At 70.6% G+C, this 15917-nt stretch carries 10 protein-coding genes and 1 tRNA gene; 4 read left to right on the top strand and 7 right to left on the bottom strand.

The genetic code is table 11. The features are described from left to right. Positions 1 to 8: 8 nt before the first annotated feature. The 5 genes from DFJ66_RS25520 to DFJ66_RS25500 form a co-directional block, all read right to left on the bottom strand. Positions 9 to 4823 (bottom strand): DNA repair ATPase, encoded by a 4815-nt coding sequence (locus DFJ66_RS25520; protein ID WP_121224517.1) that lies wholly within the window; start codon positions 4821 to 4823, stop codon positions 9 to 11. Positions 4824 to 4831: 8 nt separating this feature from the next. After that, positions 4832 to 6859, bottom strand: coding sequence for a flotillin family protein (locus tag DFJ66_RS25515; protein WP_121224515.1), 2028 nt, complete (start codon positions 6857 to 6859; stop codon positions 4832 to 4834). After that, positions 6859 to 7419: a hypothetical protein gene (locus DFJ66_RS25510; protein WP_121224512.1), complete on the bottom strand. Its 561-nt coding sequence runs from the start codon at positions 7417 to 7419 to the stop codon at positions 6859 to 6861. The genes DFJ66_RS25515 and DFJ66_RS25510 overlap by 1 nt, the downstream gene beginning before the upstream one ends. Before the next feature lie 89 nt (positions 7420 to 7508). Next, entirely contained in the window at positions 7509 to 8714 is a 1206-nt protein-coding gene (locus DFJ66_RS25505; protein ID WP_147459360.1) for a hypothetical protein, read from the bottom strand. A 51-nt stretch (positions 8715 to 8765) separates the two neighbouring features. Continuing rightward, complete coding sequence (locus DFJ66_RS25500; RefSeq protein WP_121231730.1) at positions 8766 to 9308, bottom strand: TetR/AcrR family transcriptional regulator; 543 nt, start codon at positions 9306 to 9308, stop codon at positions 8766 to 8768. Between the two features lie 57 nt (positions 9309 to 9365). Here DFJ66_RS25500 and DFJ66_RS25495 point away from each other — a divergent pair, with 57 nt between their 5' ends. Continuing rightward, positions 9366 to 10328, top strand: a complete 963-nt coding sequence (locus tag DFJ66_RS25495) for an FAD-dependent monooxygenase (protein WP_121224508.1) — start codon at positions 9366 to 9368, stop codon at positions 10326 to 10328. Here DFJ66_RS25495 and DFJ66_RS25490 read toward each other — a convergent pair. Beyond that, on the bottom strand, positions 10325 to 11182 hold the full coding sequence (locus DFJ66_RS25490) for an exodeoxyribonuclease III (RefSeq protein ID WP_121224506.1): 858 nt from the start codon (positions 11180 to 11182) through the stop codon (positions 10325 to 10327). The two genes, DFJ66_RS25495 and DFJ66_RS25490, sit on opposite strands and share 4 nt — an antisense overlap. An 88-nt stretch (positions 11183 to 11270) precedes the next feature. Here DFJ66_RS25490 and DFJ66_RS25485 point away from each other — a divergent pair. From DFJ66_RS25485 to lysA, 3 genes are all read left to right on the top strand, one after another. After that, a tRNA-Lys gene (locus tag DFJ66_RS25485) sits at positions 11271 to 11346 on the top strand. A 403-nt stretch (positions 11347 to 11749) separates the two neighbouring features. Next, positions 11750 to 12481 (top strand): DUF7873 family protein, encoded by a 732-nt coding sequence (locus DFJ66_RS25480; RefSeq protein ID WP_121224504.1) that lies wholly within the window; start codon positions 11750 to 11752, stop codon positions 12479 to 12481. A 621-nt stretch (positions 12482 to 13102) separates the two neighbouring features. Then, complete coding sequence (lysA, locus tag DFJ66_RS25475; RefSeq protein ID WP_121224502.1) at positions 13103 to 14344, top strand: diaminopimelate decarboxylase; 1242 nt, start codon at positions 13103 to 13105, stop codon at positions 14342 to 14344. On the opposite strand, the gene DFJ66_RS25470 is transcribed toward lysA, so the two are convergent. Further along, positions 14341 to 15825 (bottom strand): alkaline phosphatase family protein, encoded by a 1485-nt coding sequence (locus DFJ66_RS25470; protein ID WP_121224500.1) that lies wholly within the window; start codon positions 15823 to 15825, stop codon positions 14341 to 14343. The two genes, lysA and DFJ66_RS25470, sit on opposite strands and share 4 nt — an antisense overlap. Positions 15826 to 15917: the final 92 nt, after the last annotated feature.

The raw sequence follows: 15917 nt of genomic DNA, 5'->3' as shown, positions 1-15917 counted from the left end.
GCCGACGTTCAGCCGTCCCGGCTCGCCAGCCGGTCGATCGCGCCGCCGACCCGGTCCGCCAACAACCCCACCGCGCCGACCGCCCGACTCATGGGATCGTCGTCCGCCCCACCCAGCGCCTGCGCCCGCACGTAGGCGGCCTTGACCTCGTCCCAGCGCCGGGCCTGCTCCGGGGTCAACGTCCCCCGCAACTCGGCCAGCTTCAGCAGGTTCGCCTCCGCGCCCGAGGTCAGCGTCTGCGCCTCGCCCAGGTAGTGGTCGTCGATCACCGCCGCCAGCTCGGCGTCGTTCATCACCGGCACGACCTTCTCCGCCAGCTTGTTCATGTTCCGGTACGAACCCTGCAACTGGAACGGCGGCTCGACCCGCGACGCGTCCGCCTGCGCCGCCGAGGCGATGTAGGCCTGGTTGTTGGCCAGCACGACCTCCTGCACCCGCAGCAGCTTGCGCAGCACCGAGAGCACCTGCTCCAGCTCCACCGACGTGTACGGGTGGCTCAGCTGGTCCGAGCGGACCTCCTCCCCGCGCGCCATCCGGACCAGCAGCTCGACGTCCCCCCGGTCCCTCGTGGACAGCGGCGCGAGCACCGCGTTGGAGGTCAACGCGTTCTCGATGTAGCTCAACGCGAACAGGTCCTCGCGCCCGGACAGCACGTCGCCGAGGTTCCACACGTCCGCGCGGTTGGCGAGCATGTCCGGGATGCGGAACCGCTGCCCCGACTCGGTGTACGGGTTGCCCGCCATGCACACCGCGAACCGCTTGCCCCGCAGGTCGTACGTCCGCGTCCGGCCGTCCCACACGCCTTCCATCCGCCGCTGGGCGTCGCACAGGGAGATGAACTTCTGGAGCAGCTCCGGCGAGGTGTGCTGGATGTCGTCCAGGTACAGCAGGACGTTGTTGCCCGCCTCCAGCGCGAACGAGATCTTCTCGACCTCCTGCCGGGCGGTGGCGTTGGGCGCGTCGGCCGGGTCCACGCTGGTCACGTCGTGCCCCAGCGACGGGCCGTTGACCTTGACGAACACCAACCCGAGCCGGTTGGCGACGTACTCCATCAACGTCGTCTTGCCGTAGCCGGGCGGGGAGATGAGCAGCAGCAGGCCCATCTGGTCCGTGCGCTTGTCGTCGCCGGCCGCGCCGAGCTGCTTGGCCAGGTTGTCGCCGATCAGCGGCAGGTACACCTCGTCCAGCAACCGGTTGCGGACGAACGCGCTCATCACCTTCGGCTGGTACTCCTCCAGCCGCAGCCGCCGCTTCTCCGCCGCCACGAGCTCGTTGCGGTGCCGTTGGTACGCGCGGAACGCGGGCACGCGCTCGACCCGGAACCGGCGGGTCCGCGTCAACAGCTCGTCCAGCCGGAACTCCAGCTCGCGGTCCACGATCCGGGGGTGCGCGCCGAGCAGGCCGCTCACGGACGCCCGCAACTGCGCCGACGACTCGTGCCGCGGCAGGTCCCGGCACAGCTCCAGCGCCACCGCCTCGGGCAGGTCCGGGTCGTCCCGACCGGCCAGGAACGCGCCGTACCAGCCTTCGACCAGCGCCTTCCGGTCCGCCGGATCGGTCAACGCGCGCAGGTCGTCCTCGAACTCCTTGCCGTTGCCCAGCGCCCGGTGGAACGAGTCCACCAACGCCCGCGCCCCGGCGCTGGTGGCGAACCCGAAGGGCGCGCTGCACAGCTCCTCGAACAGGTACTCCCCGGCCAGCGCGTCGCCGATGTGCTCGGCCAGCTCCGCGCACAGCTCGTCGATCGCGGACGTGTGCCCGAACACCGACCGCGCCCGCCCCAACGACGACGCCCGCCGCGTCCAGCGCCCCCGGGCCTCCTCGTCCGCCGCCGCCCAGAACAGCTGCGCCGCCGCACGAGCCGAAGGCGGGTACCGCAGCACCCCGGCCCCCGCGTGCAGGCGCAACACCGCGTCGAGGATGCGAGCGGCGTCGTGGTCGTGCACCCCGCGCTCGTAACCCTCGTCCAACCGCGTCTCGGCGACCTGCCGCACCACCTCCAGCAGCCGACCCTCGGTCACGGCCGTGTGCAGGGCGTCCACGGGTTGCTCGGCGAGGATCGAGGTGGCCAGGTACTCGCCCCGGTACACCTCGGGCGTCTCGGACACCACCAGCTGGTCCCAGAACGGCTGGGTGGCCGCGAAGGCCTCGTCGCGCACCGGGGCGCGGTAGTCGGTGCCGGTGATGGCGAACGACAGCGCGCCGTCCTTGGGCACCAGGGTGAGGTCCACCGGCTGCGTGTTCACCGCGAACCGGTGCCGCCCCAGCCGGATCGTCTCGCCGTCGAACAGGTCCAGCCGGTCGCGCAGCGCCCGCCCGGCCTCCTGCCGGGCCGCGAGCACCCGCCCGTCCAGCTCCTCGGCGCGGACGGTGTCGCCCAGGTCGCGCAGTTCCCCGGCGATGGACCGGACCTTCGCCACCATCGGGTCGGCCGCGAAGTAGGTGTTGACCTCGTCCAGCGACCCGAGCCCGGCGACGCGCCGCGCGACACCGGTCAGGATGCGCTCGGCCGAGTCCGCCAGCCGGTCGGCCCGCCGGGACCGCTCGTCCAGCAGGGCCTGCTTGCGCGAGGAGAACGCCTCGTAGACGTCGGTGCGCTTGGCGCCGAGCTGGGCCAGGAAGTCGTCGAACTCGCCGAACCGGGACTCCAGGTTCTCCAGTTGCAGCAGCAGCCGGCCCAGCTGCTCGTCGCAGGCCTGGGGCGTGTCCGCGACCGCCAGCGCGCCCGTGATGGCCTGCCCGAGCAACGCGAACTCCGCCGCGAACTCGGCCCGCCCTTCGGTGGCCAGCAGTTCGCGCCGACGACCGTCCACAGTGGCCCGTGCGCGGTTCAGGCCGCCCAGCACCTCGCCGATGCGCTCCAGGATCGACGTCCGGACCGTGGCGTCGGCGATGTCGAGCGACCCGACGACCTCGGTCAGCACCTCCAGCCCGCGCTGCCGCTCGGCCAGCTCGTCGGTGACCGGCTTGGCCTCGGCGACCGTCCGCACGGCCTCGGCCTTGCCCACAAGCTCCTCGACCTGCTCGTGGTAGCCGGTGAACGCGTCCTCGCGGCGCAGGTGCTCGACCGCGCGCTGGGCCGTGGACGCCAGCTCCTCGCCCAGCCGCGCGGACAGCTCCTCGATCCGCGCCAGGTCGACGTACCGCAGTTCCTTGAGCGTGACCAGGCGGCCCTGCGCTTTGCGCAGGTCGGCGAGCTGCCGCACCCAGGCGTCCGCGCTGACCGGCACCTCGCCGCGGGTGCGCCGGATCAGGGCGGCGATGCCGTCGGCGGCCTCGGCCAGTGCCGCGGCGGCCTGGTCGGTGAGGGCCTGCACGGTCTCGAACTCGTCCAGCACCTGCTCGGCCGTGGCCCGGACCTCGGTCAACGGCGTGCGCAGGTCGCCGAGGTCGGGGTCGCCCAGCCAGTGGTAGGCGTCGAACACCCTGGTGCAGGAGGCGATCAGGTCCTCGAACACCGGCACGGACGGCGCCATCTCGCCCACCATCCGGCTCACCGACAGGCAGTCGGAGATGCCGCGCACCAGGTCCGCGTTGCCGACCCGCTCCAGCGGCCCGGTGCCGGCGGGTTGGGCGGCGGCGTAGGTGTCGGACAGGTACGGCGTCTGCCAGACCTGCATGGGGTGGACGCGGGTCGGTTCCTCGTTCAGCGCGCGGAAGACGACCAGCGTGCCGTCGTCGAACAGCGAATACCCGTGGCACGGCAACGGGTTCGCGACTTCCTTGCGGATCACGTTGTAGGGCAGCAGGAGCGACCGGCCCTCGCGGCGGGCGTGGAAGACGTACAGCACGTCCTCGCCGTTGGTGGACCGGATGACCCGCTCGAACTCCAGCTCGTCCACGTCGGTGTCGAACGTCTTGCTGACGCCCGTGGCGAGGTAGTAGCCGCCGGGGAAGATCAGGCCCTGGTCCTCGGGCAGCCGTTGGCACGCCTGGCCGATGCCGTCCAGCCGCACGACGGTCTTGGTGCGCGTGTTGAACACCAAGTGCCGCCAGGTGTCTTCCTTGTACGGGCGCACGCGCAGCAGGATCTGCGACCCGACCCGCGCGTACTCCACGTCCGCGTCGGCCAGCGACTGCAGCGGCTCGTCCACCGGCTCGCGGTAGATGCCCTCGCCGGTCTCGGTGTTGTTCTCCACCTTGATGGTCAGGTCGCCGCCCACGGTCTCCACGAAGACCTCGTCCTCGATGGAGATGTGCGGGTGGCGGCCCAGCACGTGGTGCTCGCGCGCGGTGGGCGTCCACTCGAAGTCGTGCGAGGGCGGGAAGACGTGGTCGCGCTCGCCCCGGTTGTCCAGGTACTTCACCGTGCCGTCGGTGGCGACCTGCCAGCGCAGCACCCGGATGTCCTCGGTGCGCGCGCCGGTCTGGAACACCGCGAGCAGCTTGCCCTCGACCCGGCGCAGCTGCATGAGCCGGGTGTCCCTGTAGTACCGGTACAGCTCGGCGAAGTCCCGCTCGAACTGAGGGTCGTCGAGCAGGCCGGGCAGCTCGGTGCGGGCGGCGTCCTCGAACCGGAAGGCGTCGCCGTCGCGGGTGAAGCGGTGCAGGGAGAAGACGTCGTCGATCGTCGTCTCGGGCTTGAGGCCGATGAACACGTTGTAGCCGAACAACATCAGCCCGGCCACCTGCACGACGTCCCTGGGGACGCAGTTGTTCTCCGTGCGGATGCGCTCGGTGCCCAGCAGCGTCAGCTCGGCGCTGCCGAACACCTCCAGCCGGCGCGCGTTGAGCGCTTCGGCGCGGCGGGCGAGCCCGGCGGCCTGGTCGGCCAGCCGGGCCCGCAGCACCTCGTACGTGCCGGCGTCGAGCGTGGTGGTCATCGCAGCGGTCACGACTGGCCGGCGAGCGCGGCCACCGGCCGTTCCGCCACGCCCAGGCGCTGGGCCGTGGCCAGCAGCTCACGCATCGCGGGCGCGTCCGGGCCGCCCGAGTTGATCAGCTTGAGCAGCAGCGCGGACACCGTGACGTTCTTCAGGTCCTCGGTGCCGAACGAGCCGAGCAGGCGGCCGATGTCCTGGGTGAAGTCGGACTTCCCGTTGAGCCACGACGCCCCGAGCGTCCGGGCCACGTCGGAGTGCTCCACGAACCCGTCGACGCTCTTGCCCGCGGTGACCGCCCCGACCACCCGGTCGAAGAACATGGTCTCGCCGCCGACGATGTCGATGTCGGCCTTCTCCAGGCCCGCCGCCAGCACCATCGCCTGCGACTCGGCGATCTGGCGCTGCACGTCGATGCCGGCCAGCCGGATCTCCTTCTCGGTCTCCAGCCGCAGGCGGTACTCCTCGTGCTCGCGGGTGACCTCGTCCAGCGCGGCCATCGCGTTCGCCTTGTCCGCCAGGCCCTCCGCCTCGCCCTTGAGCTTCTCGCGGATCGCCTCGGCGGCCACCAGGGCCTTCTCCCGCTCCACGGCGGCCTCGGCGCGGCCGGTCTTCTCCAGCGCCTCGGCGTCGCGCTCCCGGACCTGGACGTCGGCCATCTTGACCTGCACGTCGGCCAGGCCGGTCGCGGCGGCCTCGGCCTGCTTGCCCTCGGCGAGCCGGATCATGGCGCGGGTGTCGAGCTCGGCGGCCTGCTGGCGGGCCTCGGCCAGCAGGAGTTCCTCGCGGGCCTTGAACTTCGCCGCGGCCTCCGCCGCCTCGGCCGCCTTGATGTCCTTGACCAGGTTCTCCTGGGCCTCGGCCTCGGCGGCGATGATCGTGGTCTGGCGCAGCCGCTCGGCCTCTTCCAGGGCCCGCAGCTTCTTGATGTTCTCCTCCTGCTCCGCCACGGTCTTCTCCACGGCGATCCGCTCCCGGATCACCTCGGCGATGGCCCGCTTCTCGGCCTCCAGCTCCTTGTCCTTGGCGATGCGGGTCAGCTCGGTCTCGCGCTCGCGGCCGATGACCTCCAGCTGGCGGTCCTTCTCGATGCGCTCGCTCTCGATCGCGATCACGCGCTCGCGGTTCTTCTCCGCCACCGCGATCTCGCGGTTCTTGTTCTCGTGCTGGATGCCGAGCTGCTCCTCGGTGCGGATGTGCGCGGTGTTGGCCTTGAGCCGCTCCTCGGCCTGCACCTTGGCGATCTCGGCCTCCTCGCGGGCGCGCATGGTCTCGACCTCGCGCTTCTGCTTGATCTCCGCGTCGGCCTGGCGGCGCTCGAGCTCCAGGATCGCCTCGCGCGCCTCGACGTTCTGGCGCGTGATCTCCTTCTCCTCGCCGCGCTGGTACTCGTTGGTGCGCACGTGCTCGATCGCGGTCAGCTCGGTGATCTTGCGGATGCCCTGCGCGTCCAGGATGTTCGACGGGTTGAGCTGCGCCATCGGCGTCTGCTCCAGGTAGTCGATCGCCGCGTCCTCCAGGCTGTAGCCGTTGAGGTCGGTGCCGATCACCTCGATGATCCGGTCGCGGAACTCGTTGCGGTGCGTGTAGAGGTCGACGAAGTCGAGCTGCTTGCCGACGGTCTTGAGCGCCTCGGAGAACTTGGCGTTGAACAGCTCCTGGAGGGTCGCCTCGTCGCTGGCGCGGGCGGTGCCGATGGCCTGGGCGACCTTGATGACGTCCTCGACGGTCTTGTTGACCCGGACGAAGAACGTGATCCGGATGTCCGCGCGGATGTTGTCCTTGCAGATGAGGCCCTCGTTGCCGGCGCGGCGGATCTCGATGGTCTTCACCGAGATGTCCATGATCTCCGCGCGGTGCAGCACGGGCAGGACGACCGCGCCGGTGAACGTGACGTCCACCTTGCGCACCTTGGAGATGATCAACGCCTTGCCCTGGTCGATCTTGCGGAACAAGCGGCTGACCATGATCAGCAGCGCGATCGCGACGACCAGGGCGACGGCGATGAGGATGCCGAAGCCGGTGGTGATGACTCCCATCAGTGCTCCCCCAACGGGTAGGTAGGGATCGGGGCGACCCAGAAGAACTCGCCGTCCTGGTCGTAGTCGAAGATCAGCGCGGTCGTGCCCGCGCGCAGGTCGTCCGCGCCGGCCTGGCGCACCTGGACGATCGCCGAGGAACCGTCGGCGGCGGTCACCTCGGCCTGGCCGAACGTGGCGGTCACGGTGCCGGTGCGGATCACGCAGACCCGCCCGACGAAGTCGTGCCGGGACGCGTCCGGCAGCACGGGGTACAGGCGCCGCAACGGGATCACGGCCAGCCGGGCGGTGAGGAACCCGACCACCAGCGACCCGAGCAGGACCGCCCAGTCGTAGCCGTCGACCAGCGTCGCGCCGGCCAGGCAGGCGAACCAGGCGATCGGCACCAGCAGGGAGAACACGACGCTGCCCGGCACGCCACCCAGCCCGTAGGCCAGTTCGACGCCGCCGTCGAGGTCCACCCCGAACGCGGCGAGCAACCAGAACACGACCACGGCCACCAGCAGGACCGTGAGCAGGACAGTCGGGAAAGCGAGCGCGGCTGCGAAGAACTCCCCCAATGCACCCCCTCTGTTGGGCGCGACTGTAGCCCGCCCGTTGCGGTCACGGAGGGTGAATCACGGAACGCGGTCGACCGGATACGCGGTGGTCAGTGCACCAAGAGGCCCGAAACTCTCGTGTTCGGGTTTCCGCCGTAGCTGACGACCGCGCCGGCTTCGTGCGGCATGGTCCGAATGCTCATCCCGGCGAACCCGTCCGGGGTCACGAACCAGCCCCACGTGGTGAGCCACCCGCGGTCGTCGCCGGGCACCACGTCGAGCTGCGGGCGCACCCGTTCCTGGACCACGTGCGGGCGGCCGGCGCAGTCCTCCAGGAGGTCCCGCCACGACCGGTCGTCGTGCAGCCAACCGGCGTACACCCCGGTTCCGGCGAACTCGCCGGACGCCTTGAGCACCAGGTTCTCCCGGTGTGCCCGGAGGTGGTCCTTGTCGACGTCCTCCAGCTTGCGGGTCCAGGGGACGAGTCGGTCCACCAGGGCTTGCTCGTCGTCCTCCAGGTTCGTTCCGGTCAGCAGCGCCAAGGTGGACTTGTAGCCGTAGAGGTAGCTCGACAACGGCGTGTAGATCTCGGTTTTCACGCCTTTGAGGAAGGCGTCCGCCTTGCCGACCGCTTGTGCGGGCGAAAAGAACCGGACGACGACGTCCAGCCGGGTGCCGTTCAGGTGCAGCCAGCCGTTGCGTTCGGTCAGGTCTTCCAGTTCTCCCAACAGGATGTCCACGCCGAGCCGCCGGCAGGACTCCTGGAGCGACGCGAACCCCTTGCCGAACTTGGCCAGCATCCCGCCCGCTTCGAGGAACGCGACCGTGCCGGAACCGATGGCGGACAACAACTTCTCGACCGGGTGGACGTAACTGAGACCGTGGTCCCGCACGAAGTCCCGCATTCGCGGGGATTCGTGGATCGCTCGGGCGATGTCGCCGAGGTCCGTGCCGCCCAGTTGACTGCCGGAGTTGAGCTCCAGCAACCGGAAGCCCTCGCCGACGCGGTACAGGTCGGCGCGGCCGTGGAAGGGCGGGGGTTCGGCGGACATCAGCGCGGCCTCGTGCGGCGGTACGCCGAGCGCCGCGGCGCAGCGGGTCAGGCTGCCGTCGAACAGCCTGTGCGGCAAGGAGAGCAGGAGGTCGAAGAACCGGCGCAGGTCGTCGGCGACGCGGTCGGCTTCGGCGCGGTCGAGGAAGAACGGCCGGGGTGCCAGGCGGTGGCCGTACACCTCGTTCAGAGCGGGTGGCAGGTCGAGCTCGGCCATCACGTCGTGCAGGCTCTCGTCGGCCAGGAACGCCCGCGTCAGGTCCACCCGGCACATGATGTCCCCTCGTCGCGCGGGCGTCGCTTCGGGGAACCGCTGTCAGGCCGTGATGCCCTTGAGCAGCACGCGGAACGCCCTCGCGGGCGCGAAGTCCGGGCGCGGGTTGGCGAGCTGGTTGGTGAGCAGGCCGTCGACGGTGGCGAGCAGGAGCGCGAGGTCCGCCCGCGGGTCCGCCGACCCGACCGCCCGGAGGATCGGCACACCCCACTCGGCGATCCGCTCGTGCGCCTCCGCGATCCGCTTGCCCAGTTCCGGCCGGACCGCCGCGTCGACGAACACCGCGTGCCGGGCGAGCGTGAGCACCCGTTCCGCGGCCAGCTCCCCGACCACGCGGCCGAGGGCGTCGGCGAGCTCGTCGGGCGTCGACACGTCACCGGCGAGCGTCCCCCACAGCTCGCGCTCACGCTCCAGCAGCCGCTCCACGACCCCGCCGACCAGGGCGTCCCGGGTGCGGAAGAGGTTGGACGTCGAGCCTTCCGACAGGCCCGCCTCGGCGTCCACGGCCCGGTGGGTGAGGGCGCGTGGACCGGCCGTGCCCAGGACCCGGATGGCGGCGTCCAGCACCTGCTGCCGTCTCGTCACGAGCCGCGACACTACACCCGTAGTCAGTGGCACTACAGCTGTAGTACGGTCGGTCGCATGAGAGCAGCGGTGATCGGTGGCGGGGTCGGTGGTCTGGCGGCGGCGGTCGGCCTGCGGGCGGTCGGCTGGGACGTGACGGTGTTCGAGCGGTCCGAGGGACTGCCGTCCACGGGGACGGGCCTCGGTATCTGGCGCAACGCCCTTGCTGCTCTGGACACGCTCGGCCTCGGTGACCGCGCCCGCGCGGCCGGGCGCAAGCAGCCCGACGGGACGATCCGCCGCCCCGACGGCACCGTCCTGGGCCGGCTCCGCGCGGACGTCCACCTCCTCACCCGGCCCGCGCTGCTGGGCGTGCTCGCCGACGCCCTGCCGCCCGGTTGTCTCCGGTTCGGCACCGCCATGACGCTCGCGGAGTGCGACCACGACCTGGTCGTCGCGGCGGACGGCATCAACAGCGGGGTGCGGCGGTCGCTGTTCGGCGTCGAGCCACGGCCGTCCGGTGCCATCGGGTGGCGCGGCACGGTCGACCTACCGGTGCCGGCGGGCGGCGAGACGTGGGGACGCGGGATGAAGTTCGGCCTCACGCCACAGGCCGATGGGCGCACCAACTGGTACGCCATGACCGGGCCGGACGGGGACCTGTCGGCGTTCTCGTCCTGGCACGACCCGATCCCGAGAGTGCTGGCCGAGAGCCGGGACGTGCTGCGGCACAGCCTGGACTACCTGCCCCCGCTCCCGTCGTACGTGCACGACCGCGTGGCCCTCATCGGCGACGCCGCCCACGCCATGACCCCAGACCTGGGGCAGGGCGCGTGCCAGGCGATCATCGACGGCGTGACCTTGGCGTCGGCGCTGCGCTCTTCCGACGTCCGCTCAGGCCTGCATTCCTACGACCGCACGCGACGCCGGTCGACCCAACGCCTGGCGAAGCGCTCCCTGATGCTCAACCGACTGGCCCGCGTGCACCGGTTCACCGGCACGCGCGACACGGCCCTGCGGGTCGCACTGGCGTTCGGCTAGTCCTTCGCCTGCGGGAGCTTCTTCGTCTTGCGGGGCGCGGAGGGCGGCGGCACGACGGGCCCGATGTCGCCGTCCGGGGCGGTGTCCAGGTCCACGATCACCGGGGCGTGGTCGCTCGGTCCCGTGCCCTTGCGCGCGTGCCGGTCCACCCAGGCCGCCTTGGCACGCTCCGCAACCGGTGCCGAGGCGAGGACGAGGTCGATCCGCATGCCGAGGTCTTGGTGGAACATGCCCGCCCGGTAGTCCCAGTAGGTGAAGACTCGAGCGCCGGGCCAGCGGTCGCGCACGACGTCCCGGAGCCCGAGCGCCTTGAGCTCCTCGAGCGCGTCCCGCTCGGGCTTGGTCACGTGCGTGTGGCCCACGTACGCGGCGGGGTCGAACACGTCCTCGTCAGCAGGCGCGATGTTGATGTCCCCGCAGACGATGACGTGCTCCCCGGCTGCTTTTACGACGTCCCGCAACGCGGCCAGCCACTCCAGCTTGTACCGGTAGTGGTCGGAGTCGGGCTCACGCCCGTTGGGCACGTACACGGAGAACACCCGAACCCCACCACACGTAGCCGCCACCACCCGAGCTTCAGGCTGCGGAAACCCCGGCCCGTCCACCATCCCCGCGACCACGTCCTCCAGCCCCACCCGGGACAGGATCGCCACCCCGTTCCACCGCCCCTCACCGTGGACGGCGAACTCGTACCCCAGGTCGGCCAGGTCCTTGCCCAGCAGTTCGGCGAAGGCGTCGTCGGCGAGCTTGGTCTCCTGCAGACACACCACATCCGGCCGCCGCTGCTCCAACCAGGGCAACAACCGAGGCACCCGCTGCTTGACCGAGTTGACGTTCCAGGTGGCCACGCGCATACCCCCAAGGTAGTGCGAACGTGACGACACCCACACCCCACACCCACCCCGCCCCACGCCGAGCACTCCCCTCGGTAAGCTGTCCAACGGGCCGCTAGCTCAATTGGCAGAGCAGGAGACTTTTAATCTTCGGGTTCAGGGTTCGAGTCCCTGGCGGCCCACCAAACCCGCAGGTCAGACGGGTTGGCAGAGGCCCTCGCCAAGATCGGATCCACCCGCTTGTTCTGTGGGCGTTTGCGCTCGGTCGAGATCACCCGCGCCCAGCGCAGCGCTTCCCGCACGACCGGGTGAACGCCTAGCCGACGATGGGCGCTGGTGGACCTAAGTGCCGACAGTTCGGCCAGGTTGCTCAGCCTCGCCGCAATGCCAACCCGCCCGCCACAGCGCCGTCCTGGGTCTGAGGACGCGCCAGGCAAGTTCGACAACACTCACTGGCCCGGACGGTCATGTAGTTCGCCCTTCGATCAACACTTCGCGGTTCGTGTGCTGATGCGTTAGGCCCACCAAACGCAGTGGTGGGCTTGGCTTTTCACCTTGTAGGGTGCGCGCAGCCAAGGGGGTTGCGGCATGACGAAGTTGAACCAGATCATCGCGGTGGAGAAGAGTGTCAAGGGTGGCACGCTTCGGGACCTGACCGACGCGCACCACGGGTTGCAGAAGCCCGCGCTGTTGGCCGGTATCTCGCGCACGTACCAGCCGAAGGACGAGGACGGCGAGGTGCTGCCGCCGGAGTCCACGCGCGTCCAGGTCAAGGCCGAGGACGTGCTGCGGAGGACCGCTGCCGTGATGACCCGGCTCTTCGACGTCACGGCGACCAAGGACTGGGCGAACTGCGTCGCGAAGGCCGATGTGGTGGTCGACGGGCAGACGTTGCTCCGCGACGTGCCCGTGTCGTACCTGCTCTTCCTCGAGAAGCAGCTGACCGACCTGCACACCTTCGTCAAGAAGCTGCCCGTGCTGGACGCGGCCGAGGACTGGACCTTCGACGAGTCCGCCGACTACTGGCGCACCGAGCAGGTCCGGACCATCCGGACCAAGAAGGTGCCGCGCAACCACGTCAAGGCCGAAGCCACGGAGAAGCACCCGGCGCAGGTCGAGGTGTACTACGAGGACATCCCGGTGGGTTACTGGTCGACGGTGAAGTTCTCCGGCGCGCTGCCCGCCCGGCGGGTCAACGAGCTCGTCGACCGGGTCGAGAAGCTCCAGCACGCGGTGAAGTTCGCCCGGGAGGAAGCCAACAACCTGGAGGTCACCGACCAGCGCGTCGGTGACGTGGTCTTCGGCTACCTGTTCCGGTAGCGTCGAGAGACTCCCCCGCTGGAGCGCGGGGGTGCGCTCCCGTTGGGAGCGTGGAAGCTGAAACTGAAACGTCAGCCTGAACCACTCGGTCACAGTGGAGGTTCGAATCCTCCTCCCGGCACCACACGCCGGGATAGCCCAATCGGTAGAGGCAGCCGGGATCAAGCTCAGACTCTCGCTCCAGCTTCAGCATTTCCGCCGAACGCCAGATCGCCCGAGACCGGACAACACTCGCCGAGGTGCAGGTTCGAATCCTGCTGGCCGCTCCACGTGCGGCCGTAGCTCAACGGGAGAGCGCGGCGACCTAAGGACTGATCCGACTCTTAAACGTCGCTGGCGTGCGCAAATGGGCGGCCAACCGGGGCCCTGGACTGGACATGTCCGGGGCCCCACCCGCGCCGAGGGTAGAGGGCCTGCGGGGAACCGGCCGCTGTAGGTGCGGTGGGCTCCAGGCGGGTTCGACGTCGTGTTGTGGGGCTGCTCCGCGGCGCTTGCGGTCCACGGTGACGGTCGTGGTGTGCGCCACTGGCGTGTCAAAGGCGCGGCAGGATCGGCGTGTCGGGTGTCAAGGACGTGTCGCCGGGCCGTGGTGAGCGGGGCCGGGCGCGGTGTCGTGGTGGCATGACGCTTTCCGACATCTTGCCCACTCTGGCCCACTCCCTGCACCCCGCGCCCGACCGACGGTTGTGGCCCGACGTCGACGACCGCCGGTTGCGGTGGATCGCGGCCACCTTCGGCACGCCCACCTACGTCCTGGACGAGAACGAAGTCCGGCACCAGTGCCGGCGGTTCCGGGAGGTGTTGAGCGGGTTCCGGGTGGCCTTCGCGAGCAAAGCGTTGTCGTGCAAGGCGGTGGTGCGGTGGGTTGGTGAAGAGGGGTTGTGGTTGGACGTCTGTTCCGCCGGGGAGTTGGCCGTGGCACGGGCGGCGGGGTTCCCCGATGAGCGGATCCTGTTCCACGGCAACGCGAAGACGCCCGAGGACCTGAAGGCCGCGCACGGTGTCGGGCGGATCGTGGTCGACTCCGTGGACGAGTTGGAGCGCATCGCGGACGCCCGTGTGTTGTTGCGTGTGCTGCCGCGCGTGGCCGCTGATACGCATCCCGCGCTTGCTACTGGGGACACCGGGCAGAAATTCGGGCTCGGGGAGGCGGACCTGGTGCGTGCGTTGGAGATCGTGGACGCGCGGCCGGACCTGGAGTTGGTCGGCTTGCACTGCCACATCGGGTCGCAGATCCGGCACGTCGCCACGTACGAGCAGGCCGCCCGCCGGATGGTCGCCCTTATCGCCCGGCTCGGCCGACCCGTCCGCGAACTGGACCTGGGCGGCGGGTTCGCGGTTCCCTACACGAGCGGTGAGGACGAGTTCGACCTTGTCGGGTACGCCGACCGCGTGACGCGGGCCGTTCGGTACGAGTGCGCGCGGCAGCGGGTCGCGGTGCCGCGGTTGGTGGTGGAGCCGGGGCGGTCGATCGTGGCCAAGGCCGGGGTCACCCTCTACCGGGTGACCAGCGTGAAGCACCCGTTCGTGGCGGTGGACGGCGGGATGAGCGACAACGCCCGACCCGCCCTCTACGGTGCCCGCTACCAGCCTCGGCTGCTCAGGAGCGGTCCGATGGCGCGGTGGACGCTGGTCGGCCGGCACTGCGAAGCCGGTGACGTGATCGCCGAGGTCGACCTGCCGAGGGACGTCCACCCGGGTGACGTGGTGGCGGTCCCGGTCACCGGCGCCTACCACCACTCGCTCGCCTCGAACTACAACCAGGTGTGCCGCCCCGCACTGGTGGGCGTGCGGGACGGCACGACGCGCGTGCTGGTCCGGGCGGAGACCGAGGAAGACCTGCTCCGCCGGGACGTGGGCTAGCGGGTCACGCTCGGCGCGTCCACGGCCCAGTACCAGTTGTTCCCGGCGTCATAAAGGCGCCACGACACGACCATGCGCTGCGCGCCGCTCGGTACGGACACGTTCAGCGACACGGTCCCCGCGATCACATCGCCGGTCCCGGAGCCGTAAGACAGCACCGTGCGCTCCGCGCCACCGTCGAACGCCACGGTCACCGCAGCGCGCTGCGGGTCCTCCTGCCGGTAGTGCGAGCCGAACTTCAGGGTCACCGAGGAGGCACCGGCCACGTCGTAGCCGGGCGAGGACAGCGTCGAGTCGAACCGGCCCAGCGAGGACGGCGAGCCCTTGTCGTCCCACTCGTCCGGGTCGGCGACGGCGAACACCCCGCGCGCCCGCACGTTCGCCTCGCGGTACTGGCCGGGCGCGGTGCGGGTCCAGAAGTCGTCCGTGGTGAACGACCAGCCCTGCCACTCCGCCACGCCCTGCGGCGCGGAGGTGCGGACGGTCCAGCCCGCCGGGGCGTCGTGCGTCCAGCCCAGGACCGACGTGGGCACGCCGGTCTCGTCCTGGCGCGGCTTGAGGGTCACCGACTCGAACGGGTCGGCGGGCGCGGTGCCCAGGGCGTAGCCGTCGAGGGACGCGCCAACGCCCAGGTGCCGCAGGGCGGTGGCGGCGACGTCGACGATCTTGGGCTGCACGGCCGGGGTGCCCAGCGGGACACCGCCGCCCGCCGCGATCACGAACGTCATGCGCTCCTCGGGGGTGTCGCCGCCGTGGCCGCCGGTCGGGGTGTGGCCGTGGTCGGTGGTGAGGAGGATCAGCCAGTCCTCGTCGGCGTAGGTCGGCCGGCTCTCGACGGCGCGCAGCAGGCGGCCGATGTGGGCGTCGTCGGCGCGCAGGGAGGCCGCGTACTGCGTGGAGTCGGCGCCGTAGCTGTGGCCCGCGATGTCCGTCTTGCCGAAGTAGACGAAGGACGCGTCGGCGACGTCCTGGGCGAGGTGCTTCTCCGCGTCGGCGGCGACCTTCTCGTCGCTGCCCTCGTAGCCGAGGGTGTCGCCGTCGAGGACGAACTTGCGGTCCTGGCCGGTGCGCAGGATGTGGTCGGAGATGGGTTTCCAGTCGACGGCGGCGTACGTGTCGAGCGCGGGCTTGGCGGTGTTGGCGCGGGCGAGCCAGCTGGGGAAGCTGCTCAGGGCGTTGCCGCTGAACGAGTTGTCCTTGACCTTGTGCCGGTCCGGCCAGACGCCGGTGAGGATGGTCGACCAGCCCGGTCCGCTGACGGTGGGCGCCATGCCCGAGCCGTAGAGGGCGCTGCGGGACGAGTAGCCCCGCTGGGCGAGCGCGTGCACGTTCGGGGTGTCGGCGGCGAGCAGCTTGTCGTACCGGGCTCCGTCCAGGCCGATGACCAGCACCTTCGGCGTCTTCACCACGGCACCCGCGGTGGGCGCGACCGCCACCGCCGCGATCGCGAGCGCCAGAGCCAACGCGAGTTTCCCTCGCACCCTGCCTCCTTGGTAACAGGTATAGACCGGTTCCGGTCCGAGCGACGACGCTAGGGGCGGGCGGTGAACGCGGCGGGAACGTGCGCGGAAGC

The sequence above is a fragment of the Saccharothrix variisporea genome (genome assembly GCF_003634995.1).
Taxonomy (GTDB): Bacteria; Actinomycetota; Actinomycetes; order Mycobacteriales; family Pseudonocardiaceae; genus Actinosynnema; species Actinosynnema variisporeum.
This window is presented reverse-complemented; position numbering and strand designations above follow the sequence as displayed.

Bases quoted from the DNA above. Each gene is read 5' to 3' on its own strand.
- DFJ66_RS25495 (WP_121224508.1), top strand. From the start codon at position 9,366: ATGAGAGCAGCGGTGATCGGTGGCGGGGTCGGTGGTCTGGCGGCGGCG.
- DFJ66_RS25515 (WP_121224515.1), bottom strand. From the start codon at position 6,859: ATGGGAGTCATCACCACCGGCTTCGGCATCCTCATCGCCGTCGCCCTG.
- DFJ66_RS25480 (WP_121224504.1), top strand. From the start codon at position 11,750: ATGACGAAGTTGAACCAGATCATCGCGGTGGAGAAGAGTGTCAAGGGT.
- lysA (WP_121224502.1), top strand. From the start codon at position 13,103: ATGACGCTTTCCGACATCTTGCCCACTCTGGCCCACTCCCTGCACCCC.
- DFJ66_RS25520 (WP_121224517.1), bottom strand. From the start codon at position 4,823: ATGACCACCACGCTCGACGCCGGCACGTACGAGGTGCTGCGGGCCCGG.
- DFJ66_RS25490 (WP_121224506.1), bottom strand. From the start codon at position 11,182: ATGCGCGTGGCCACCTGGAACGTCAACTCGGTCAAGCAGCGGGTGCCT.